The organism is Allokutzneria sp. A3M-2-11 16, assembly GCF_024213555.1.
Classification (GTDB): Bacteria; Actinomycetota; Actinomycetes; order Mycobacteriales; family Pseudonocardiaceae; genus Allokutzneria.
Genome location: NZ_JANAVO010000001.1, coordinates 2,387,380 through 2,410,298 on the forward strand (window position 1 = coordinate 2,387,380; position 22,919 = coordinate 2,410,298).

Genomic DNA, 22,919 nt, shown 5'->3' on the forward strand with positions numbered 1-22,919 from the left:
GGCATTCGTTACGTTCAGCGCGACGAATGCCGCATTGGGTACGAACCACGGGGGAGGGCTGAGTGTCTTTCGCGAGCCCGTTGTTCCTGTGGTACTTCATGCCGATCGTGCTCGGCGCGATCCTGTTGTTCCCCGGCCGCTGGCGCAACGGCGTCGTCGCCGTGGCGAGCCTGGTGTTCTACGCGAGCGGGGCGGGCGGGACCACCCTGCTGCTGCTCGCGTGCATCGTCGTCAACTACGTCGTGGGGCCCTTGCTCGAACCCGATGAGTGGGACCTGAACCCGCGGCGGCGGCGCGGCCTGCTGATGGGCGTGATCAGCTTCGACGTCGCCGTGCTGGTCGTGTGGAAGTACGCGGGCTTCGCGACGCAGCAGGCCGCCGCGCTCGCCGGGCTGATCGGGCTCGACCTGCCGGTGGTGCAGCTCGTGCTGCCGATCGGGATCTCCTTCTACACCTTCCACCACATCTCCTACGTGGTGGACATCTACCGCGGCGAGCGGCCCGCGCTGCGCAACCCGGTCGCCTTCGTCACCTACATCGCGATGTTCCCGCAGCTCGTCGCGGGGCCGATCGTGCGCTACCGGGAGATCGCCGACCAGCTGCCCCAGGTCCGCACGCACCGCATCGACGACATCGCGTCGGGCTTCCCCCGGTTCGCACTGGGGCTGACCAAGAAGGTCGTGGTCGCCGACTCGCTGGCGCCCCTGGTCGACGCGTGCTTCAAGACCCCGCCGGGGCAGATGACCTTCGCCATCGCGTGGCTCGGCGCGATCGGCTACACGCTCCAGCTGTACTTCGACTTCTCCGGCTACTCCGACATGGCCATCGGGCTCGGGCGGATGCTCGGGTTCCGGCTGCCGGAGAACTTCGCGCGGCCGTACTCCTCGGTGACCGTCACGGAGTTCTGGCGGCGCTGGCACATGTCGCTCTCGCGCTGGTTCCGGGACTACGTCTACATCCCGCTCGGCGGCAACCGGCACGGCGTCGCCAAGACCTACCGCAACCTGACCATCGTGTTCGTGCTCACCGGTTTCTGGCACGGTCCCAACTGGACGTTCCTGGTGTGGGGCCTGTTCCACGGGCTGCTGCTGGTGATCGAGCGGTCGCGGCGGTGGGACTCCGCCCCGCGCCCCGGCTGGCCCAGGGTGGCGCGGCGCGCGCTGACGCTGCTGCTCGTGGTGTTCGGCTGGGTGTTCTTCAAGTCCGCGGACCTGGGGTCGGCCTTCGCCCTGATCGGGCACATGCTGGTGCCCGACTTCGCCGGGGTCACCGACCTCGTCGAGTCCGCGCTGACCAACCAGCGGACCCTGATCCTGCTCGTGGCGCTGTCGGTGTTCTTCCTGCCCGCCGGGCCGGTGACCGGGCCGTACCTGGAGTCCGTGCGCGGGCGGCTGGCCTCGTCGCTGCGGATCGGCGTGATGACCGCGGGGCTCGCCTACTCCGCCATCCTCGTGGCCACCGGCACCTTCTCGCCGTTCCTCTACTACCAGTTTTAGCCTCCGTATTTCGTTTGTCATACAATTGCGGTATGTTCTGGTCAGTCAAGGAGAGCCAGTGGTCCATCGACCACATCGCTCGCCACGGCGTGACCCTTGACGAAGTGCGTGAGGTCGTCCTGGAACGACCCCACTGGATGACCTCGGGAAGGGAGGATTCGACCTTGATCTACGGCCGGACCTGCCTCGGGCGGTACCTGTTGGTCGTCGCCGTCGGGGACCGGGGCGAGGCGTTCGTCGTGACAGCGCGGGAGATGACCGCGTCCGAGAAGAAGACCTTCCGGCGGAAGGCGAGGTGAGCGTGATGACGAAGAAGAACGAGTCCCTGCCACGATCGGCCGGTCACCTGGAGCGGCTGGCCGCGCACTACGACGAGCACGACACCACCGAGGAGATGGCGGGGGGCGAGTGGGTCGACCCGCGGCCGATGGTGATGACCTCGCTGCGGCTGTCCGCCAAGACCGTCGACGCGTTGAAGGACATCGCGGGCAGGCGCGGCGTCCGGTACACGGCGTTCCTTCGCGAGGTACTGGAGAACGCGGCGGGCGGGTCGGACGAGCGCGCCGACGAGCTCTTGGAGATACGGGAACGGTTGGCGCGCATCGAGAACGCGATCTCGGCGCCGATGGACATCGTGTGGCCGCGGTTGCGGGTGCGGGTCGACGGCGCGACCCTGCGCAGGGCTCGCGGCGCAACCGTGCGCATCGTCCGGCGGATCGCGGGCTGATGGTCACCGTTCGCGTCGCGACCGCAGCGGACCTGTCGGCGCTTTTGGTGCTGTACAAGGAGTTCAACCCGGAGGACCCCGATCTGTCCATTGTGGACAGCATGGTGATCTGGGCGGAGATGGCCGCACAGGGCCGGATCGTGCTCGTGGCGGAGCGGGACGGTGCCATCGCGGGCACCCTGGACTGCGCGCCGTTCGCCAACCTCACCCGGGGCGGGCGGCCGATCCTCAACCTGGAGAACATGGTCGTGGGGGAAGCGCACCGGCGGCACGGTGTCGGCAGGGCGCTGATCAGTGCGGCCGTGGAACTCGCGCGGCAGCGGGGCTGCTACAAGCTCCAGCTGCTCTCCGTCGACTCGGAGGAGGCGCACGCGTTCTACGAGTCGTGTGGCTTTCGTCATGCGGCCCGCGGTTACCGGTTCTATCTGTGAGCAGCACTCCAGGAAGTACGGTGAGGCGCGTGACGGTGCGGGACGGGGGCAAGGCGGCCGAGGGCTTCACGCTGCCCCAGGTGCACGAGGCCTGGCTGCCCAGGGAGCACTCGCTGCACCGGCCCCGGCACGGCAAGCGGCAGCTGGTCGCGCTGCTCTCCGCCGTCGTCTTCTTCGCCACCCCGATCCTCGCGTGGACGTTCGGCGCGCGGCCGGTCGCCTTCGAGAACCGGGAACTGGTCGCGTTCCCCTCGCTGGGCAACGGCTTCGGGTTCTTCACGAAGCTGCCGCAGTGGGCGACCGACCACCTGGTGTTCCGGCAGGACGCCGTGCACGCCACGGACTGGATCAGCGAGACGTTCTTCGGTGAGCCGGTTCCGCTGGACGGCGGGAACAACGGCGGCGGACCGGTGCCCGCCAACCCGATCGCGCCACCCGCCCCCACCGAGCCCACCGGTCCCGAACAGGTCCTGCCGCCGGACAGCTCGGGATTCGTCAAGGTGGTGCAGGGCCGCGACGGCTGGCTGTTCTTCGGCGGCGACGCGCAGAGCAAGTGCCAGCCCTCCCAGCCGCTGGACCGGACGATCGCCCAGGTGAACCGCCTGCGGGCGATCGTGGAGCGGTCAGGGCGGCGGTTCGTGCTCGTGGTCGCCCCCGACAAGACCACCGCGGTACCGGAGCGGCTGCCGGGGAGCTACCCGGGCAAGGACTGCTCGCGGCAGCCGAACATCGACTTCTGGAACCGGATCGTGCCCGAGGCCGGGGCGGTCGACCTGCGCCCGCAGCTGGCCGCGGCCGCCGCCGAGGTGAAGCACGAGGTCTACCACCGGCAGGACACGCACTGGACCGACGAGGGCGCGCTGGTGATGACCCGCCGCCTGGCCGAGATCGTGCAGCCTGGAACTACCCGCACCTGGGTCACCGAGGCCGACCGCGCGTGGAAGGCACCCGGCGGTGACCTCTCCGCGCTGATGGGCCGCAAGGGCGAGATGTCCGGTGTGCAGTACCGGCTGCGGCCGGACGGCATGGCCGATCGGACCCGGTCGGTCGGCACCCAGTTCACCGAACCGCTGGTGCTGCGGACCGCGCAGGGACCCGGGATGGTCTCGCCCCGGGTCGCGCTGCTGATGGACTCGTTCAGCCGGTCCGCGGCGCCCTACCTCAGCGCCACCTTCGCCAACCTGACGCTGCAGAACTACCTGGACTTCGCCAAGAGCCCGGAGGCAGCGGCGGCCACGATCGCCGGGCAGGACGTCGTGGTCGTGCAGATGGTCGAGCGCAACCTCGCCGCAGGCGGCGGCACCCTGATCACGCCCCCGTTCCTCGACCGCTTCGAGCAACTCCTCCCACCCCGCCGCTAAAGCCCGTTTCGTACTCATAGCGGGAAAAAGAGCGCTCCCATAGGCCGCTATGAGTACGAAACGGGAAAACGGGGCTGGGTCAGGGGTTTGTGGAGAGGGTGCGGAGGCGGGCGGTGCCGACTGCGCGGCAGACGAGGTAGATCAGGAACGAGATGGTGGTGATGAACGCGCTCACCGGGACGCCGGGGGCCAGGGAGAGGATGATGCCGCCCAGCGCGGAGACCTCGGCGAAGAGCACGGAGAGTGCGATCGCCGTCGTGGGGTTCGCGGTCAGGCGGGCCGCGGCGGCGCCGGGGGTGACCATCAGGGCCAGCACCAGGAGCGCGCCGACAGTTTGCACGCCGAGCGCGGTCGCGACGCCGACCAGAACCGCGAAGAGCGGGGTCAGCACGCGCACCGGGACACCGCGGGCGACGGCGACCTCGGCGTCCACGCTCGCGAACAGCAGCGGCCGGTAGATCACCGCGAAAACCACCAGGACCGCGAGCGCGGCGACGGTCAGCAGTGCGAGATCGGCCGAGTCCACGCCGACGATCTGCCCGATCAGCAGGCTGAACTTGTTCGACGTGCGCCCGGGGTACAACGCCAGCAGCAGCACGCCGAGGCCGAGGCCGAACGACAGCACAGCGCCGATGACGGAGTCGCGTTCGCCGTCGCGCTGGCCGAGCAGGCCCAGGAGCAGCGCGGCGACCACGGAACCCGCGAGCGCCCCGCCGCCGACACTGGTGCCGATGAGCAGGGCGGCGGCCGCGCCGGTGAACGCCAGCTCGGCCGTGCCGTGCACCGCGAAGGACATCCGCCTGGCCACCACCATGGGCGCGAGCGCACCGGAGACCAGGCCCAGCACCGCGGCGGCGAGCAGTGCGTTGCGGACGAAGTCGTAGCCCAGCAGCTCGAAGGTGGCGTTGAAGTCGAAGAGCTTGCCGAAGAAGTCCTCCACGCCGATCAGCCCTTCGCCTCGACGTGGTGGTGGACGGTGGCGCCGTCCTGCTCCGCGCCGACCACCACGATGCGGTCGCGCACCCGCAGCACCTCGATGGGCGTGCGGTAGAGCTCGCTGAGCGTCTCCGAGGTCATCACCTCGTCGGGGGTGCCGATCCGGAACCGCCCGTCGACCAGGTAGAGCACCCGGTCCACGAACGGCAGGATCGGGTTGATCTCGTGCGTCACGAACAGCACGCCCGCCCCGCGCAGCTTGGCCTGCTCGGCGATCAGGCCGCTGACCACGCGCTGCTGGGCCAGGTCGAGGGAGAGCAGCGGCTCGTCGCAGAGCAGCACCTCGGGCCCGGCGACGAGGGCCTGGGCCACCCGCAGCCGTTGCTGCTCACCGCCGGAGAGCAGGCCGATGGGCATGTGCGCGTAGTCCTGCGCGCCGACCTCGGCCAGGATCTCGTCCACCCTGGCCCGGCTCGCCCGGCGGGAGCCGAAGCCCCACCGGTGGCCTTCGAGGCCGAGGGTCACCAGATCGCGCCCGCGCACGCTGAGCGTGGCGTCCACGGAGCGTTGCTGCGGGATGTAGCCGACGCGGGTGCTGCCGCGCCGCGCGGGCTCGCCGTGGATCTCCACGGTGCCCGAGGACAGCGGCTGGAGGCCGAGCAGCACCCGCAGCAGACTGGTCTTGCCGGAGCCGTTGGGGCCGAGCACGGCGAGGAACTCCCCGGGCGCGACGTCGAGGTCGAGCCCGTCCCACAACACGCGCGGCCCGTACGCCAGCCGCGCGTCCCGCAACCTCACGACACCCAACGCGCTCTCCTACTTCTTCGGCAGGGCCTTGGCGAGCGCGTCGACCTGGGCGCTCATCCACTGCTGGTAGTTCTTGCCCTCCGGCAGGGTCTCAGTCAACTCCACCACCGGCAGGCCCGCCGCGACGGCCTTCGCCCTGACCTGCTTGGTCACCCCGGACTCGGTCTGCGGGTTGTAGATCAGCACGACCGCCTGCTTCCCGGTGATCAGCTTCTCCAGTTCCGCGACGGCGGCGGCGGGCGGGTCGTTGCCCTCGTCGACGGCCTTGCTGAACTGCTCCGGGGTCACGTCCCTGAGCCCGGCGTGGGTGATCAGGTTGGCCGCGACCGGCTCGGTCGCGATGACCTTGGCGTCCTTGTTGGCCTCGCCGAAGGCGTGCACGCGCTTGTCGAGCGCGCCGATCTCGTCCTTGAACTTCGTGGCGTTCTGGGTGAACTTCGCCTTCGCGGCGGGCTTCAGGCCACCGAGGCGGTTGGCCAGCTCGTCGGCGACCTTGGACACCGCGTCGAAATCGTACCAGACGTGCTCGTTGTGCTCGCCGGGGCCGTGCGAGTGCCCGTGGTCGTCCTTGGGCTCGGCGGCGGGCTCGCCCAGCTTGACGGCCTCGATGACCACGGCGCCGGGTTGGACCAGCTTGCCGATGGCGTCGTCGTAGCCGCCGCCGTTGAACAGCACCAGCCCGGCGTCCTTCACCGCGGCGCTGTCGGCCGGGGTGACCTGGTAGGAGTGCGGGTCGACGCCGCCGCCGGAGATGAGCGCCTTGACCTCGACCTCGTCGCCGCCAACGGTCGCGGCCACATCGCCCCAGACGTCGGTGGAGGCGACGACCTTGAGCTTGCCGGACGCGGTCGGCTGCGGGGACTGGGTCGCTCCGCCGCACCCGGTGAGCAGGAGCGCGGCGGCGGTCAGCCCGGCGAACAACCGGGGGCTACGGACGGTCATGGGCGGCACTCCTCGGCGACACTCGATCAGGTAATGGAAACCGTTGTCGAGTTCACCTTACGAGCACAGGACCGGCCCCCGTCCAGCTGAGGCGGACGAGGGCCGGAATTGTGATGCGATAGACGCTGGAGGTCAGCCCTCGATGCGAGCGCCGGTCTCCGGGTTGAACAGGTGGATCTCGCTGTGGTCGCGCAGGCCGACCCGGACGGTCTGGCCCAGCGCGGGCGGGGTGCGGCCGTCGACCCGGACGATGAACCGCTCCGGCTGGTCGGCGATGCGCACCGAGCCGTAGACGTAGGCGTCCGCGCCCAGCTCCTCGACCAGCTCGACGGTCAGCTCCATGCCGTCCTCGCCCGCGCCGACCAGGCCGAGCGACTCCGGGCGGACACCGAAGGTGACCTCCTTGAGGCCGTCCGCGCCGACCTTGTCCAGCGTGGTCCTCGGCAGCGGGACCTCCAGCCCGTCCAGCTGCGCGCCCGCGGCGGTCAGCGGCACGGTCTTGAGGTTCATGCCGGGCGAACCGATGAACGCGGCCACGAACGCGTTGGCCGGGGTCTCGTACAGCGCGCGCGGGGTGTCGCACTGCTGGAGCAGGCCGTCCTTGAGCACCGCGACGCGGTGGCCCATGGTCATGGCCTCGACCTGGTCGTGGGTCACGTAGATCGTGGTGGTGCCGAGCCGCCGCTGGAGCGCGGCGATGTTGGCGCGGGTCTCCACGCGCAGCTTGGCGTCGAGGTTGGACAGCGGCTCGTCCATGAGGAACACGCTGGGCTCGCGCACGATGGCGCGGCCCATCGCGACGCGCTGCCGCTGGCCACCGGAGAGGGCCTTCGGCTTGCGGTCGAGGTACTTCTCCAGGTCGAGCATCTTGGCCGCCTCGGCGACCTTCGCCTTGATGTCCGGCTTGGACACCCCGCGCAGCTTCAGCGCGAAGCCCATGTTCTCGCCGACAGTCATGTGGGGGTACAGCGCGTAGGACTGGAACACCATCGCGATATCGCGGCCCTTGGGCGGGACGTTGGTGACGTCCTTCCCGCCGATCTCGATGGCACCCTCGTCAACGTCCTCCAGCCCGGCCAGCATGCGCAGCGCGGTGGACTTGCCAGAGCCGGACGGCCCGACCAGAACCAGGAACTCGCCGTCAGCGACGTCCAGCTTCAGCTCGTCGACCGCCCGCACGGGCGGGCTGCCCGGGTACACCCGGGACGCGTTGACGTAGGCGACCTCGGCCATGTGTGGGTCCCTTCACTTCACTGTGCGGCGAGAAACGTCAAGGTAGCTGTTCAGCACGATTCCGTCAGCCCCTCGGGTGACACTGAACGATAAAGGTTCAGACCAATAAAGGCGTGCCTACCCCTTCACCGCTCCCGAGGCAAGCCCGGCAACGAGAAACTTCTGGACCAGGTAGAAGACGATTACCGCCGGAATCGCCACCAGGATCGAGGCCGCTGCCAGGTGACCCCATTCGGTCCGGTTCTGCTGGACGAACACCTGCAGGCCCACGGCCAGCGTCTTCGATTCATCCGAGGCCGAAAGGAACGCCGACGCGAACGCGACCTCGCCCCACGCGGTGAGGAAGGCGTAGAACGCGGTCACCGCGACACCCGGCTTGGACAGCGGCAGCACCAACCGCCAGAAGACCGAGAACGGGGAGAGCCCGTCGATGCGGCCCGCCTCGTCGATATCCCGGGGAATGGTGTCGAAGTAGCCCTTGAGCATGTAGGCGCAGAACGGCACCGCGGTCGTGCAGTACACGAGCACCAGTCCGAAGCTCGTGCCCTGGAGTCCCAGCATGAGCAGGATGTTGTAGAGCGGCACGATCAGCACCGCGAACGGGAACATCTGGATCAGCAGGAACGACAGCATCATTCCCCGGTAGCCGGGGAAGCGGAACCGGCTCACCGCGTAGGCCGCGGTCGCCGAGAGGAACACCGAGATGACCGTCGTCAGGATCGCGATCACGGCGGAGTTGGCGAACCAGGACAGGAACGCGCCCTTCTCGCCCGCCAGTACGTTCGCGTAGTTGTCGAAGCTGGACTCGTTGAACAGCGTCGGCGTGGTCTCCGCGGCCTTGGCGTCGGGCTTCAGCGAGGTGATGAAGACCCAGAACACCGGGAAGACCGCGATCAGCGACGCGACGGTGAGCGCGCCGTGCAGGCCGAAGCTGGCCAGCCTGGAGCGCTTGACGTGGCCGGTGGGCTTGGCGATCGCGGCGTTCTCAGTCGCCTTGATCGAAGCGGCGTCGAGGCTCAACTACCACACCTCACCCTGCCGGCGCAGCGCCCGGCGGTAGACGGAAGCGAACACCAGCAGCACCGACAGGATCAGCACGCCGTAGGTCGAGGCGATGGCGTAGTCCCTGGACGCGCCGTTGAAGAACCGCTCGAACGCGTAGGTGATCAGCAGTCGGGTGTTCGGGTTGATACCGGTGATCAGGTAGACCACCGCGAACATGTTGAACGTCCAGATGGTGCCGAGCAGGATCACCGTGCTGGACACCGAGCGCAGCCCCGGCATGGTCACGTTGCGGAACTTCTGCCACGGGGTGGCGCCGTCGATCTCCGCGGCCTCGTAGAGCGAGCCCGAGATCGACTGGAGGCCGCCGAGCAGGGTCATCATCATGAACGGCACGCCGAGCCAGACGTTGACCAGGATGACCGCGATCAGCGCCAGGTCGGACTGGCCGAGCCAGACCGGGTCCGGAAGGCCGAGCGCGCGCAGGACCTGGTTGATGATCCCGTACTGCGCGTTGAACATGTACTTCCAGGCGAACGCGCTGATGAACGCGGGCACCGCCCACGGGAGGATCAGCAGCACCCGGTAGACCCCGCGGCCCCGCATCGGGCGGTTGAGCAGCAGCGCCAGCGCGAGCCCGATGACGAAGTGCAGACCCACGCAGGCGAAGGTCCAGATCAGGGTGCGCAGCAGGATGTCCCAGAAACTGCCGTAGGACGCGTCGCCGCTGAGGACGTTGGCGTAGTTGTCCAGGCCGGTGAACTCGTAGCTCGCCGGGCGGTCGAGCACCGGGTTGGCGATGTTCGACTCGTTGATGTTGGTGAAGCTGTAGTAGGCGCCCTGCAACAACGGCAGGACCACCAGCACGCCGGTGACGATCACGGCCGGTAGCACCATCGCGTACGCGTACCAGTGCCGACTGAAGAACCCTCGCACTGTCCCTGACTCCCGTGTCCGAGACCGAGAAGGCGCCCCTCGTGGTGAGGGGCGCCCTGGTCGGTCAGCCCTGCGAGTACTCCTTGACGACCTGGTCCTTGTAGGTCTTGGCGACCTCGTCCAGCGCGACCTTGGCGGTCTTCTTGCCGGAGAGGACGTCGGCGTAGCCGATCTTCAGCGGGTCGAAGAGCTGGCCGCCCTCGGGGATCCAGGCGCGGGCGTGCGCCGACTTGATGGCCTCGGAGAAACCGGTGACCACGGCCCGCGACTTGACCTCGGCGTTGTCGTAGACGGCCTTGCGGGTGGGCAGCAGGCCCAGCTCCTTGGCGACGGTGGCCTGGGACTCGACGCTGTTCATGCACTGGATGAACTTGATCGCGTTGTCCTTGGCCTTGGTGCCCTGGCGGATCACGTAGTTGTGCCCGCCGACCGGCGCCGAGCCCTTGCCCGCGGTCGCGCCAGGGACCGGGGCGATGCCGAGGTTCGCGGCGTCCTTGAAGGCGTCGCTCTTGAGGAGGTCCACCACGGCCCACGGACCGTCGATGATCATCGCGACCTGGCCGGAGGAGAACGCGGCCTTCATGTTGTTGTAGGAGTTGCTCGGGTCCTGCGCGGTCTGCGCGGCCTTCGCGTCCAGCAACGCCTTCGCGGTCTCCACGCCCTTGACCGCGGCGGGAGCGTTCACGGTGATCTTCTTGGCCGCGGTGTCCACGAGGTCACCGCCGTCGCCGAAGATGAACGGCAGCGCGTAGTAGCCGTCGTTGTTGACGAAGAAGGCCTTCTCGCCGAGCTTCGCGCCCGCGGCCTTGACCTCGTCCCACGTCTTCGGCGGCTGGATGCCCGCGTCGGCGAGCATCTTCTTGTTGTAGAGCAGGCCGAGGGTGTCGGTGACCTGCGGGACGCCGTAGGTCTTGCCGTCGTACTTGGTGGAGCCCGCGGCCACGTCCAGGTAGTCGGCGCTGTCCTTGGCGAGGTCGGTCGCGGACAGGTCCTGGATCAGGCCGTTCTTGGCGAACTCGGAGACCCAGGCGACCTCGGCGCGGAACACGTCCGGGCCCTGCCCGCCCTGGGCGTTGGTCTTGTAGTTGCTGCGCGCCTGGTCGAAGGCGACCTGCTCGGCCTGCACCTGGTAACCGCCCTTGGTGGCGCAGCCCTCGGCGAGCTTCTTGAAGGACGAGTGCTCGTTGGGACCGCTGGTGTCCCAGAAGACGATCTTGTTGGCGTTGCCGCCGCCGGAGCCGCCACCGCAGCCGGTGAGGGCGAGCGCTCCGGCCGCCGTCAGCGCGGCGGCCCGGATGAGGTTCTTCGCGAGGGGTGTGCGTCGCATCGTTGCTGTCGTTCCCTCCGTGTACCTGCGCGTCGTCGTCGGCGGCAGGCGGGTCAGCTTCTGCAAGCTTTTGCGTTGAGGATGACGCGGATTTCATACCCCCGGGGCATGTCTGGTCAAGAGTTGTCGAGTAACCAAGCAGTAACAAGGCCGAAGTTGCTGCAACATTCTTCAGGCCATTGCAAAAACTTGCTGACCTCGGCAGGCTAGGGCCCGACAGAGGCGGGACGGTTGGGGAAACGGAGGATCGCGTGGCAGGTCTTGCCGAGATCGCCAAGTCCGCCGGCGTGAGCATCTCGACGGTGAGCCGCGTGCTGAACCGGCGCGCGGGGGTCAACGAGGCGACCCGGCGCCGAGTGCTGGAAGTGCTGGGGGAACTGCCTTACAGCCCGCGCGGCCTGGGCGCGCTGCAGCGCACCGGGGTGATCGGCCTGCTGGTGCCGGAGCTGTCGAACCCGATCTTCCCGGCCTACGCGGAGGCGCTGGAGACGCGCGCCTCGCTGGCCGGGTACTCGTCGCTGCTGTGCAACACCCGCTCCGAGGGCTGGGCGCTGCGCGAGGAGGAGTACGTCCGGATGCTGCTCGCGCGGGGCGTTGAGGGCATGGTTTTCGTGTCCCCGGAAATCACGAACGTCGAAGCGAACGGAGAGACCTACTACGCCCGGCTGCTGGCCGACGGCGTGCACATGGTCTTCGTCAACGGCGGCGCCCCCGGCCTGGACGTGCCGGACGTGACCGTGGACGAGCAGGTCGCCGGGTACCTCGCGACGCGCCACCTGGTGGAGTTGGGGCACAAGCGGATCGGCTTCGTCTGCGGACCCGCGCGGTCACTGCCGACGCGGCTCAAGCGCGCGGGATGGGCTGCGGCGCTTGAAGAAGCGGGCCTGCACGCCGATCCCGATCTCGTCGCACACGCCCCCTACGGTGCTGAGGGCGGCGCCGCCGCGATGGCGACGCTGCTCGACTCCTCTTGTGCCCCAACGGCTGTGATCTGCTCGTCGGACCACATGGCGCTCGGTGCGATGCGGGAGGCCCACCGGCGCGGTCTTTCGGTGCCCGCGCAGATGTCGATCGTCGGCTTCGACGACATTCCCCTTGCGGCGTACTGCACTCCGGCGCTGACCACGCTCGCCCAGCCGATCGCGGAGATGGCCCGCGCCGCCGTTGACGAGCTGGTCCAACGCCTCACTCCGGGCGCGCGTCGCTCCGGGGGCAGCTACAGCCGGGTCTTCCGCCCGCGCCTCGTCGTGCGCGAGTCCACCGCCCCGCCGTCCTGACCCAGCGCGGGTTCCCCCGTCTTCAAGTACAGCGAACCCCCTTGCACAGCACCGAAAACCGCCCCTAACCCCCGGAGCTTCCATGGGGGTTAGGGGCGGTTTGCGACTGCTGGGGGTGGGGTGCGTTGTACTTGAAGACCGGCCAACCACCTAGCGGCGGCGGGGGGTTTCGTATTGGACCAATTCGATGAGGAAGCCTGCGGCGCGGCCCAGGTAGAAGAAGGCGACCTGCATGCCTTCGCGGGCTCCGGCGCAGGGTTCGGCGTCCAGTTGGACGAAGCCCTGGGAGCGCAGGCGGGTCATCTCGGCTGCGATGTCGTCGACTTCCAGAGCCACGTGGTAGGCGCCAGGGCCCTTTTTCGCGAGCTGCGACTGGATCGAGGAGTCCTCGCGGGTCGGGGAGACCAGCTCTACGGCGACCTCTTCTGGCTTGCCTGACAGGCCCCAGAACTCGCACGCGACGCCGTACTCGTCGGCGGTGCCGGTCTCGCCCTGGGACATGCCGAGCGCGGTGAGGAGTTTGCCCGCGGCCTCGGGGTCCTTGACCGCGACGCCGACGTGGTCGATGCCGAGGATCACTACTTGATCCCCGCGCTCACCGCGGCGGCCAGCTCGTCGACGGTCTTGGCCGCGTTGAACTCGCGCAGGTCCAGCTGCACGCCGAAGCGGCTCTCCACCTGGGAGAGGATCTCCAGCGCGCCCATGCTGTCCCAGTTCTCGTGGTCGCGCAGGGTCGGGCGCGCCTCGAGGTCGGCGCGCGGGATCTCCAGCACGTCCTCCAGGATGTCCAGAACCCCGTCGGTCACCGACTGCGTGTCCGCCATGACTGCGTCACTTCTCCTTGAGTTGGATCGAATCGGGCACGAGGTCGGCGGCGCCGTCCACGGCCAGCTCGTGGACCTGGGTGCTTTCCCTGTCCCCGATGTGCTCGAAGCCGAGCTGCGACCACAGCTTCGACGAGACGGTGTTGCGCGCCGACGGCGTGAAGGTGCCGCGCAGCGTGGCCACTCCGGTCTCCTTCGCCCGCCGGAGGAGCCAGCCGACCATGGCCTGCTCCACCCCGCGACCGAGCACGCGGCAGCTCATCACCAGGTTGAGCACCTCCCACGCGTCGGCGTCCTTGCGCACCCACGCGGCGCCGACCATGCCCTCGTCACCGAAGCGGTCGGCCACCGAGCAGGACAGCACGATGTGCTCGTCGCTGTCGGACATCGTGGTGGTCTCGGCCTGGTCGAAGCGCAGGCCGGTGAGGTTGAACTGGTTGGTGCGCGCGGCGAGCTGCGCGATCCGGGCCACGTCGAACGGGGTGGCCTCGGCGATGGTCACCACGACGTCGAGCGCCTTGAGGTAGTCCTCGGCCGAACCGAAGCCCTCGGCGAAGTTCCCGCGCTCCGCCCGCGCCTTGTACAGGCCGGGCCGCTTGCGGTCGGTGTCGGTCAGCTCCAGGGTGTCGAACCACCCGCCGCGCAACAGGTTCCGCACCAGGTAGGCGGGGTCGCCGTCAGCGGCGATCACCGTGACCTCGGGCAGGGCTGCGGTGACCTCGCCGCGCTCGAACCGCGAGTCGTCCATGAACACGAAGGCGTTCGGCGACAGGCTCAGCTGCGCCGCCATCGCCTTGAGGTTGCCGGACTTCGGCGACCAGTTGACCGCGCTGGCGGAGAACATCTCCGGCCGCAGCAGCACCTCGGGGTGCTCGGTCAGCGCCGACTCGACGTGCTCGGCGTCGTTCTTGCTGGCCAGCGCCAGGATCACGCCCTGGTCCCGGAGCCGCAGCACGCTGCGCTGGAACTCGGTGTAGGAGTTGCCCGGGTACAGCCCGCCCAGTTCGACCCCGGCCGCGCCGACCTCGCCGAGGACCCCGCCCCACTGGGTGTTGTCCAGGTCCAGTGCGAGCACCTTGCGGGAGAGCCCGGTCTTCGCCTGGAGGAACCGGCGCGCCTCCCGGGCCAGCACCATCAGCGCGGCGTCGGTGTAGGGCAGGTCGGCGAAGCGCAGCAGCCGGTCGTCCTGCGCGGCAACGGCCTCGTCGGCGAGCGAGCTGACGAAGTCGGCGACGGCGATGGCCGAGTGCTCCTCGGCCAGCTCCAGGATGGCCGCGTTGAGCTGGGCCCAGCAGCGGCTGACCTTCGCCCGCCCGCTCCAGCTGACCAGGCCGTCGCGCACCACGGCGGGCAGCGGGACGGTGTGCGTCAGCACGGTGGTCTTGCCGCGGGTCACCACGTCGGCCAGCAGGCCGCGGAAGGACTGCACGCGCTCGGTGATGAAGGCGGTCAGCGCGTCGACGTCGCTGCCGCTCCAGTCCTTCGGCAGGAAGTACGAGGCGTCCGTGGTGCAGAACAGCACGTCCTGGCCCGCGTCGAAGAGCGGGTCGTCCGACCGCGACAGCGTCAGGTCGAAGGCCGCGTAGTCACCGATGGTGAAGGTCGGCAGCATCCCGCCCGCGGCCAGGCTCGCGCGCAGGATCGGCTCCAGCGGGCCGACCGTGTAGGTGGCGAGCACGCCGACCTTCGGCGCGGCCAGCCCGGCGGCCTCGGCGTTGGCGGACTTCAGCGTCCGGCCGAGCTTGCGGAAGGCCGCGGGGTCGTCGCACTGGGCGAGCGCGGTCAGGTCGGCCCGGCCCAGGGGGCTCCCCGCCTTCGCCGCGGCCGTGAGGTTGGTGAGGAACCCGTCGGTCGCGTCCACCACGGTCTTCGGCCTCGCTTCGGGTGCTCGGGGTCGCAGGTCCGGGCGAGTCTACCGAAACGGGTGAGGGCGCCTCGGGCCCCGATCCGGACTGGTCACGGCGTCCTGTGACGGGCCTGACAGGATGCGGGCATGGCGAACCGCATTCACCCCACGGCGATCATCGGCGACGGCGTCGAGCTCGGCGAGGACAACGTCATCGGCCCGCACGCGGTCCTCCTCGGGCCGACGCGGATCGGCAACGGGAACTGGATCGGCCCCGGGGCGGTCATCGGGACCCCGCCGGAGAACCGCGGCACCCACCACGTGGTCGGCTGGGAGGGCGAGCAGAGCGAGCACGGTGTCGTCATCGGCGACCGCAACCGCTTCCGCGAGCACATCTCCATCCACAGCGGCACGCACCGCGCCACGCGGGTCGGCGACGACTGCTTCTTCCTGGTGTACAGCCACATCGGGCACGACGTGCGGGTGGACGACAACGTCACCCTCGCGCCGTCCGCGCGGGTGGCCGGGCACAACCACGTGTGGTCCTACGCCAACATCGGCATGTCGGCCGCGGTGCACCAGCAGATCGACATCGGCCCCGGCGCGATGATCGGCATGTCCGCCGCCGTCCGCAAGGTCGTCAAGCCGTTCACCACCGTCGTCGGTAACCCGGCCAAGGCGGTCGGCGTGAACACGATCGGCCTGTCCCGGCTCGGCTGCGACGAGGAGACCGTGGCCGCGGTGTCCGACTACGTGCTCGGCGGCGCGGCGGAGCTGCCCGCGGGTGTGCCGGACGCGCTCGCCGGTCTGCTCAAGGAGTGGTCGGCGCGGTAGCCGTTCTTGCGGAGTTGAGAGCGCTCTCCTCACCCAATCGGGCAGGCTTATCCCGGGAAGTGAACGGATGCGCAAATTGGTCTGGACCAAAGTCAGTTCAGTTCAGATGATTGACCTGCGCATTTGTTGAGTTGAACACAGGTTGGTCACCCGGACTTCTCTCGGTGGTTCTGAACCGTTACGGTCACGTCATGGCGCGGTCGATGAACACGCGGCGCCCCGCGACTTTGGCGTCTCTGGCAGCGGAACTCGGGGTCTCTCGGACGACTGTGTCCAACGCGTACAACCGACCCGACCAGCTCTCGCCTGAGCTGCGCCGCCGAGTGCTGGAGACCGCGCGGCGCCTGGGCTACCCGGGTCCGGACCCGGTCGCACGCTCCCTGCGCACCCGCAAGGCGGGCGCGGTCGGGCTGCTGCTGACCGAGAACCTCTCCTACGCGTTCCGAGACCCGGCCGCGGTCGGGTTCCTCGAAGGACTCTCGCTGGCGTGCGAGGAGGCCGGGCAGGGCCTGCTGCTCGTCCCGGCCAACCCCGAGCGCGAGGACGTCGCGGCCGTGCACCGCGCGGGCGTCGACGGCTTCGTCGTCTACTCGGTGCCCGACGACGACCCGCACCTGGCCGCGGTCCTGGAACGGCCCGTGCCGACCGTGGTGTGCGACCAGCCCGACGTCGACTCCGTCGACCGGGTCGGCATCGACGACCGCGAGGCCATCGCCGCGGTCGCCAGGCACCTCATCGAACTGGGCCACCGCCGCATCGGCGTGGTCTGCATGCGGCTGGCCCGCGACCGCAACGACGGCTTCGTGTCGGTGCAGCGGCAGCGGGAGGCCCACTTCCACGTGCAGCGGGCCCGGCTCGCCGCGCTGGCGGACACCTTCGGCGAGGTCGGCGTCCAGTGGGCCGACGTCCCGGTCGTGGAGCGGTTCGACCACTCCATCTCCTGCGGGGCCACCGCCGCCGGGCAGCTGCTCGACCGCGACCCCGACCTGACCGCGATCATCTGCACCTCCGACATCCTCGGGCTCGGCGCGCTCAACGAGGCCAGGCGCCGCGGGCTGCGGGTGCCGCAGGACCTGACCGTCACCGGCTTCGACGGCATCACCGAGGCGGAGCGGGCCGGGCTCACCACGGTGCGCCAGCCCGTGCTGGAGAAGGGCCGCGCCGCCGGACGGCTGCTGATGGACAACGCCGACCACGGCCGTCCGCGCACCGTCACCCTGGACACCGAGCTGGTCATCGGCACCACCGCCGCCGCCCCCAAGTCCTCGGACCAGTGGTACGGCCCCTGACCCCCCACCTCGGCCGAAACGATCATGCTGAACGAGTCATTCGGTGCGTTCAACCACCTCAATGACTCATTCAGCACGTAAGCGTGGTGGTGGGGTGGCTATGCTCTGAGCTGTGCTTCTTCGACCCGTGCTCCCCCATCTGAGCCGGGGTGGCTAGAGATCTCCCGTTTCGTACTCATAGCGGGATTTGGGAGCGCTCCCTTTCCCGCTATGAGTACGAAACGGGGAAACGTGGGGGCTAGCCGAAGGGGATGAGGGAGTCGTCGGGGTTCTCGTCGGTGGGCGGGTCGACGCGGGTGACCTTGCCGTTGTGGTCGACGACCGCGTTCCACCCCCACGGCAGCTGCACGCGGTTGTCCCGGTTGGTCAGCTCCACGTCCTGCAGGCCGATCAGCTCGTCACCGATGGTCGCGTCGGCGAGGACGAGGGTGGCGATGGTGGACTCGTCGAAGAGCACGCCGTGGTGGAAGTTGGACCGCTGCATGTCGACGTACTTCGCCGCCGAGATGCCGAAGAACACCGGAGTGTCCCAGAACTCCGCCTCGACGGCGCGCAGTTCGCCGTGGAACTTGGTGCCGCTGAAGCTGATCGCGCCCCACACGTGGCTGCGGCCGAGGTCGACGTCGCCGGTGAACTGGCAGCCGTCGAAGGTGGTGTCGCCGTAGATCTGGGCGTTGCGCAACACCAGGGTGCCGAGCTCGACGTTGGGCAGCGCCAGGTGGTCCAGCACCGCGCCGGTGAGGTCCAGCGCGCAGCCGGGCTCGTTGTGCAGCGCGTCGCCGATCAACCGTTGCGCGGCCATCCGGACCTGGCGTTCGCGGTCCACGCCGGGCTCGCTGGTGATGTCGTCGTCGTCCGGCTCGTAGTCGGTGGGCACCTCGGTCTCGGAGCGGTACCGGTCCCGCAGGTCCTTGTAGCGCGGGTGGTCGAAGGGCCTGCGCAGGTAGGAGCACAGGATGTCCACGACGGTCTGGGTCCGATGTGGATGACTGCGGGCGAGACCGGCCAGCGCGTGCAGCGCGCCGACCCGGACCTGGTCGGCCTCGTGCCCCAGTAGCTCGATGGCGCGGGCGAAGCGCTCGTCGGCGGTCTTCTCCCGCTCGTGCTCGGTGCGCAGCCGCTCCAGGTCCTGGCGCTCGTGCTCCAGTTTCTGGCGGTCCTCCTCGACGACCTGGCGGGACTCGTCGGTGCGGCGCCTGCGGTCGTTGAGCCACAACGCGTACAGCGCCACGATCGAACCGGACGCGAGGCCGCCGGTCTTGAGCGCCTCGGTGCGGTTGACGTAGGGATCGGTGGCGATCAGCCAGCCGACCACGACGCACATCGCGGCGGCCGCGCCGAAGATCGTGGTGGTGAGCATCGGGGCGTACTTGGCCGGATTGGTCTCCTTGCGGCGCCGGTGCACCAGGAAGAACGCGAACGCGGCCAACAGGCTCGCACCGCCGCAACCGAACCACACCCACTTCTCCATTGCGCGATTGTCGCGCGTGGACGGACGAACGCCGATCATGTTCACCTTGTTGTCCCACAACGAAGGGCCGTCCACCCACCGGGGTGAACGGCCCTTCGCGGCGTTGGTCAGCGCTTCTTCTTGATCTTGGTGAAGGTCACCTTGCCGATCTCCGCCTTCTTCTTGCCGCCCGGAGCCTGAGCGCCCCAGTTCAGCGCGGTCACCCAGATCTCGTCCTGGGCGTCCCGGAAGGACAGCACGACCTGGGTGTGCTGGTAGCGCGTCACCGAGGGATCGGTCGCCGAAGCGGGGGCGTTGCCCTCGAACCGCCCCCACGGGTGGAAGGTGCCGTCCTCCTTGCGCTCGGTGAAGTACAGCGCGCCCGCCGCGTCCCTGGCGGCGATGCCCACCGAACCGTTCGGGCTGTACACGGCCTGCGGCTCACCGACGACGGTCAACCCCGGGACCGCCTGCCACTTCTGCCCGGCGAAGCCCCTTCCGAGCTCGTTCATCGCGTAGACCTGGCCGTCCCCGCCGCGCACGACGAGGTCCGCCCGCTCGTCGCCCTTCATGATCGCCGAGATCTGCCCGGTGAACCCGCTCTCGGTGCCGAGCTGGACCCAGCGAGAACCGTTGTCCGGCAACGGCTTCAGGTCCGTGTAGACCTCGGTGGCCCAGAGCTTGCCCGCACGGTCGGCGGCGAAGATCCGGATGGTGTCCGGACCCGTGGTGTGGTGCACGGCCTGGACGGTCGGCGCGGTGGCGCTGAGCACCGGCGCGCCCTCCGCGGGAACGCGAATCCGGGTCCACGAGGCGAAGGTCCCGTTCGGCGCGTTCTGCTGCCTGGCCCAGAGCCTGCCCTCGGCGTCGATCGCGAACGCGGCGAGCCGTTCGCCCTGGGGCGTCACCAGCGAGGCCGGGCTGGCCATCCGGCCCGTACCGGTCGCCACCGGGGACCAGTCGTTGGCGCGCCTGCTCTCGCGCAGGTCGCTGTCCGCGCCCTGGGCGATCAGCTGGAGCGAACCGTTGTTGTTCTGCGCCACCGAGGGGGTGCCGACGAAGTTGTCGTAGCCCTCGACGACCCGCCATTGGCCCTCGGACGTCGGGCTCGCCTGCCAGAGGTGGAACAGCGACCGCTGGTGGTCGACGAACACGTGGTCGAGCCCGCTGCCCCGGCCGGAGAAGACGTTCGTGCGCGAGTTCGGCTTCGCCGCGATCTGCGGGGCGTCCGGCGTGCTGAGGGTGTTCTCGGAGCACTGGTCGGTGAACGCGGTGATGTCCGCCTCCGCCGTCCAGCCCGAGATCAGCACCTTGCCGGAGCCCGGGTCCAGCCTGCCGTCGGTGACCCGGTGCCACTTCAACTGGCCCGAGGTGGTCATGCCGTAGATCAGGCCGCCGCCGGGGGAGAACAGGCGGGTGAAGTTCTGCCAGCCGCCCGAGCCGATCTCCACGCCCACCTCGTCGATCCACCGGTCGGAGGTGGCGTTGTGGTGGTGCCGGAACAGCCTGCCCTGGTCGTCCCGGCCGAAGATCGCGCCGTCCCAGGAGGTGACGACGGCGTTGTACTTGTCCCAGCCGGTCGCGAGCAGCCGCGCCGGACCCCACGCGTGGGTCTGCGGGTTGTACGGGTTGCGCCAGAGCTCGCCGCCCGGCTCGATGGTGACCATCGCGCCGGTGTTGTCGAAGGAGATCCGGTTGCGGTACTCCGGGGTCAGGAACTTCTTGACCCAGTCACCGCGGGCGATGACGTCGAAGGGCTGTCCGGGCGGCGGGGCGTCCCAGCCGGTGCCGTTCCACCGCCAGCGGTGGATCTCGCCCTCCTTGATCAACGCGAAGACGCTGCCGTCCGGGCCCGCGATGGTGCGGCCGGTCCAGCCGCCGCCGAGCACCTGCGCCTGGCCCCAGCGGGCCGCACCGCCCACGGGGTCCTCGTGCCGGTTCAGCCAGAGCCCGCCGTTGGGGTCGACGCCCAGCGTCTGCACCGGCGGGTTGCACAGCAGTTCGGCGGCTTTCGGCGCTGCCGAGGCGGTTCCGCCGAACAGCAGCGTCGAGCCCAGCGCGGCCACCGCCGCGAGCGCGGTGATCCTCACTTCGTCCCCACCTTCTTGGCCTTGGTGAACTTCACCTTGGCCACTCGCTTCGCGCCCGCGCCCGGAGCCTGCTTCTGGCCCCACTCGTAGGTGCCGATGTAGAGCTGGTCCTCGGTGTCACGGAAGCTCAGCAGCACCGTGTTCGCGCCGTAGCGGATCATGCTCAGCTCGGTCGCGGACACGCCCGGGTCGCTCACCAGCTCCCACGCGAGGAAGGTCCCGTCGTTGCCCTGCTCGGTGAAGTACAGGGCGCCGTTGGCGTCCCGCGCGCTGATCGCGGGCAGGCCGTTCGGGCTGGTGGTCGCCTGCGGCTCACCGGCGAAGGCGCGGTCGCCGACGACCTTCCACGTGGCGTCCTTGAAACCGCCCCACTTGTTGGAGCCGGTGATGACGCGGATCTTGCCGTCGCTGCCGCGCGCGACGACGGACTGACCGCCGCCGGGCTGCTCGATCACCGTCGGGCGGCTCACGAACGTCACGTCGGCGGTGAGCTTCTGCCAGTAGGTGCCGGTGCTGGGCACGTGGTCCGGCGCGACGTCGACGTACTGGATCGCGCCCCACTTGTCGAGCGCGAAGATCCGGTTGTCCCGGCCCGCGCGCAGCACGGCGGGGGCGTCCGGGGTGAAGGCGGTGGTCTCCGGGTGGACGGACACCTTGCGCCACGGGCCGAACGCGCCGTTCTGGCCGACCTGGGTGCGCTGCCACAGCCAACCGCCACCGTCGAAGGCGTAGACCGACAGCTCGTTGAACTCGTTGCGGATGATCGCGGGCTCACTGCCCATGCGGCCGTTGAGCGCGTCACCGAGCTGCCAGGTGCGGCCGAAGGTGCTGCGCTGCATGTCGGAGTCGACGTTCTGCGTCACCAGGTGCTGCGTTCCGTCGAGGGCCATCCCGACCGCCGGAACACCGTTGGCGCCGTCGTGCCCGCCCGCGGCGTGCACCTCCAGCTCCAGGTTGCCCGGAGCCTGCTGGATCGCGTCGACCACGCGGCGGTCGGTGCCCACGAAGCTGTGGTGGATGCGCCCGTCAGCGGAGACGGAGAGGTTGGTGCGCGCGTTGTTCTTGCGCCACACCTGCGGGCGCTCGGGCACCAGCGGCTGCGCCGGGCCGCACTGGTCGGTGAACGCGGTGATGTCCGCCTCCGCCGTCCAGTTCGACACGAGGACCTTGCCGGAGCGCGGGTCCAGCTTCCTGTCGGTCACGCGGTGCCACTTGAGCTGGCCGTCCTTGGTCATCCCGTAGACGACCTCGCCGCCGGGGGAGAACAGGCGGGTGAACTGCTGCCAACCACCGTTGCCGATCTCCACACCGGTCTCGTCGATCCAGCGCTGCGAGGTGGCGTTGTAGTGGTGGCGGAACAGCTTGCCCGCGTTGTCGCGCCCGTAGATCACGCCGTCGAAGGTCGTGAAGATCGCGTTGTAGCGGTCCCAGCCCTTGGCGAGCATGCGCGCCGGGCCCCAGACGCGGGCCTGCGCGTTGTACGGGTTGACCCACAGCTCACCGTTGGCCTCCACGGTGTACATGTGGTTGAAGCCGTCGAAGGCCACGCGGTTGCGGAACTCGGGCGTCAGGAACTTCTTGATCCACTCGCCGCGGGCGATGACGTCGAAGGCCTGTCCGGGCGGCGGGGCGTCCCAGCCGGTGCCGTTCCACCGCCAGCGGTGGATCTCGCCCTCCTTGATGAAGGCGTACACCGAGCCGTTCGGGCCCGCGATGGTGCGGCCGGTCCACCCGGTGCCGACGAGCTTGTTCTCACCCCACTTGGGCTCGCCGTTGGCGGGGTCGAGGTGGTTGTTGAGCCAGAGTCCGCCGTTCGGGTCCACGCCGAGCGTGCGGATCGAGCTGGTGCAGGTGAGCTCCTGCTGCGGAGCCTTGGGTGCGGCGGTCGCCGCTCCGGAGAGGACCAGCGTCGAAGCGACGGTGGCCGCTACTGAGAGCGCGCGGAACCGCGCGCCCGTGTTACTGGGCGTCATGTTTGTGTTCCCCCATGCCGATTCCGGGCCCTGGAGCGGGCACCGGCTCCCCGACGCGGTGGGCCGAGGCCCACCGCAAGGGTGAGCATTCCTCGGAACCGGGGGCTGGTCAATGCGATGAATGCCGCAAAGTCCCAG

At 69.4% G+C, this 22,919-nt stretch carries 21 protein-coding genes; 8 read left to right on the plus strand and 13 right to left on the minus strand.

Going from position 1 to position 22,919, the window contains the following annotated elements:
• Positions 1-62 precede the first annotated feature (62 nt).
• From NLX83_RS11940 to NLX83_RS11960, 5 genes are read left to right on the plus strand one after another with little or no spacing between them, the layout of a single operon-like run.
• Positions 63-1,496: an MBOAT family O-acyltransferase gene (locus tag NLX83_RS11940; RefSeq protein WP_254234892.1), complete on the plus strand. Its 1,434-nt coding sequence runs from the start codon at positions 63-65 to the stop codon at positions 1,494-1,496.
• Between the two features lie 32 nt (positions 1,497-1,528).
• Entirely contained in the window at positions 1,529-1,795 is a 267-nt protein-coding gene (locus tag NLX83_RS11945; RefSeq protein WP_254234893.1) for a hypothetical protein, read from the plus strand.
• A 5-nt stretch (positions 1,796-1,800) separates the two neighbouring features.
• Positions 1,801-2,223 carry a BrnA antitoxin family protein gene (locus tag NLX83_RS11950; RefSeq protein WP_254234894.1) on the plus strand — a complete coding sequence of 141 codons (423 nt, stop codon included), beginning with the start codon at positions 1,801-1,803 and terminating at the stop codon, positions 2,221-2,223.
• A complete protein-coding gene (locus NLX83_RS11955) occupies positions 2,223-2,654 on the plus strand; it encodes a GNAT family N-acetyltransferase (RefSeq protein ID WP_254234895.1) in 432 nt (143 codons plus the stop codon). Before NLX83_RS11950 ends, NLX83_RS11955 begins: the two co-directional genes overlap by 1 nt.
• A 29-nt stretch (positions 2,655-2,683) precedes the next feature.
• On the plus strand, positions 2,684-4,015 hold the full coding sequence (locus tag NLX83_RS11960) for an alginate O-acetyltransferase AlgX-related protein (RefSeq protein WP_254234896.1): 1,332 nt from the start codon (positions 2,684-2,686) through the stop codon (positions 4,013-4,015).
• A gap of 79 nt (positions 4,016-4,094) precedes the next feature.
• On the opposite strand, the gene NLX83_RS11965 is transcribed toward NLX83_RS11960, so the two are convergent.
• The 7 genes from NLX83_RS11965 to NLX83_RS11995 all read right to left on the minus strand — a co-directional run bounded on the left by NLX83_RS11965 (position 4,095) and on the right by NLX83_RS11995 (position 11,198).
• Complete coding sequence (locus NLX83_RS11965; RefSeq protein WP_254234897.1) at positions 4,095-4,955, minus strand: metal ABC transporter permease; 861 nt, start codon at positions 4,953-4,955, stop codon at positions 4,095-4,097.
• A gap of 5 nt (positions 4,956-4,960) precedes the next feature.
• A complete protein-coding gene (locus NLX83_RS11970) occupies positions 4,961-5,758 on the minus strand; it encodes a metal ABC transporter ATP-binding protein (protein WP_254234898.1) in 798 nt (265 codons plus the stop codon).
• Between the two features lie 9 nt (positions 5,759-5,767).
• A complete protein-coding gene (locus NLX83_RS11975) occupies positions 5,768-6,700 on the minus strand; it encodes a metal ABC transporter solute-binding protein, Zn/Mn family (RefSeq protein WP_254234899.1) in 933 nt (310 codons plus the stop codon).
• Positions 6,701-6,832: 132 nt separating this feature from the next.
• The gene (locus NLX83_RS11980) at positions 6,833-7,933 is read right to left on the minus strand and encodes an ABC transporter ATP-binding protein (RefSeq protein WP_254234900.1); all 1,101 of its coding nucleotides are present in this window, start codon (positions 7,931-7,933) and stop codon (positions 6,833-6,835) included.
• Between the two features lie 117 nt (positions 7,934-8,050).
• On the minus strand, positions 8,051-8,953 hold the full coding sequence (locus tag NLX83_RS11985; RefSeq protein WP_254234901.1) for a sugar ABC transporter permease: 903 nt from the start codon (positions 8,951-8,953) through the stop codon (positions 8,051-8,053).
• Positions 8,954-9,871, minus strand: a complete 918-nt coding sequence (locus NLX83_RS11990; RefSeq protein ID WP_254234902.1) for a carbohydrate ABC transporter permease — start codon at positions 9,869-9,871, stop codon at positions 8,954-8,956. It abuts the gene before it with no gap.
• Positions 9,872-9,935: 64 nt separating this feature from the next.
• The gene (locus NLX83_RS11995) at positions 9,936-11,198 is read right to left on the minus strand and encodes an extracellular solute-binding protein (RefSeq protein ID WP_254234903.1); all 1,263 of its coding nucleotides are present in this window, start codon (positions 11,196-11,198) and stop codon (positions 9,936-9,938) included.
• 251 nt (positions 11,199-11,449) lie between these two features.
• Here NLX83_RS11995 and NLX83_RS12000 point away from each other — a divergent pair, with 251 nt between their 5' ends.
• Positions 11,450-12,475, plus strand: coding sequence for a LacI family DNA-binding transcriptional regulator (locus NLX83_RS12000; RefSeq protein WP_254234904.1), 1,026 nt, complete (start codon positions 11,450-11,452; stop codon positions 12,473-12,475).
• Positions 12,476-12,625: 150 nt separating this feature from the next.
• Here NLX83_RS12000 and NLX83_RS12005 read toward each other — a convergent pair whose 3' ends face one another.
• Genes NLX83_RS12005 through NLX83_RS41835 form a run of 3 tightly spaced genes read right to left on the minus strand, consistent with a single transcriptional unit; the run spans position 12,626 to position 15,160 of the window.
• Complete coding sequence (locus NLX83_RS12005) at positions 12,626-13,054, minus strand: VOC family protein (RefSeq protein ID WP_254234905.1); 429 nt, start codon at positions 13,052-13,054, stop codon at positions 12,626-12,628.
• Positions 13,054-13,299, minus strand: coding sequence for an acyl carrier protein (locus NLX83_RS12010; RefSeq protein WP_254234906.1), 246 nt, complete (start codon positions 13,297-13,299; stop codon positions 13,054-13,056). Before NLX83_RS12010 ends, NLX83_RS12005 begins: the two co-directional genes overlap by 1 nt.
• A gap of 7 nt (positions 13,300-13,306) precedes the next feature.
• Complete coding sequence (locus NLX83_RS41835; protein WP_254234907.1) at positions 13,307-15,160, minus strand: HAD-IIIC family phosphatase; 1,854 nt, start codon at positions 15,158-15,160, stop codon at positions 13,307-13,309.
• Positions 15,161-15,292: 132 nt separating this feature from the next.
• Between NLX83_RS41835 and NLX83_RS12020 the strand changes: the two genes are divergently transcribed.
• Entirely contained in the window at positions 15,293-15,979 is a 687-nt protein-coding gene (locus tag NLX83_RS12020; protein WP_254234908.1) for a UDP-N-acetylglucosamine acyltransferase, read from the plus strand.
• A gap of 191 nt (positions 15,980-16,170) precedes the next feature.
• On the plus strand, positions 16,171-17,268 hold the full coding sequence (locus NLX83_RS12025) for a LacI family DNA-binding transcriptional regulator (protein WP_254234909.1): 1,098 nt from the start codon (positions 16,171-16,173) through the stop codon (positions 17,266-17,268).
• Between the two features lie 238 nt (positions 17,269-17,506).
• Here the strand turns inward: NLX83_RS12025 and NLX83_RS12030 are convergent, their stop codons facing one another.
• The 3 genes from NLX83_RS12030 to NLX83_RS12040 form a co-directional block, all read right to left on the minus strand.
• Complete coding sequence (locus NLX83_RS12030; protein ID WP_374118729.1) at positions 17,507-18,739, minus strand: hypothetical protein; 1,233 nt, start codon at positions 18,737-18,739, stop codon at positions 17,507-17,509.
• Positions 18,740-18,846: 107 nt separating this feature from the next.
• Positions 18,847-20,808, minus strand: coding sequence for a tachylectin-related carbohydrate-binding protein (locus NLX83_RS12035; protein ID WP_254234910.1), 1,962 nt, complete (start codon positions 20,806-20,808; stop codon positions 18,847-18,849).
• Positions 20,805-22,781 carry a tachylectin-related carbohydrate-binding protein gene (locus NLX83_RS12040; protein WP_254234911.1) on the minus strand — a complete coding sequence of 659 codons (1,977 nt, stop codon included), beginning with the start codon at positions 22,779-22,781 and terminating at the stop codon, positions 20,805-20,807. The genes NLX83_RS12035 and NLX83_RS12040 overlap by 4 nt, the downstream gene beginning before the upstream one ends.
• Between the last annotated feature and the right edge of the window lie 138 nt (positions 22,782-22,919).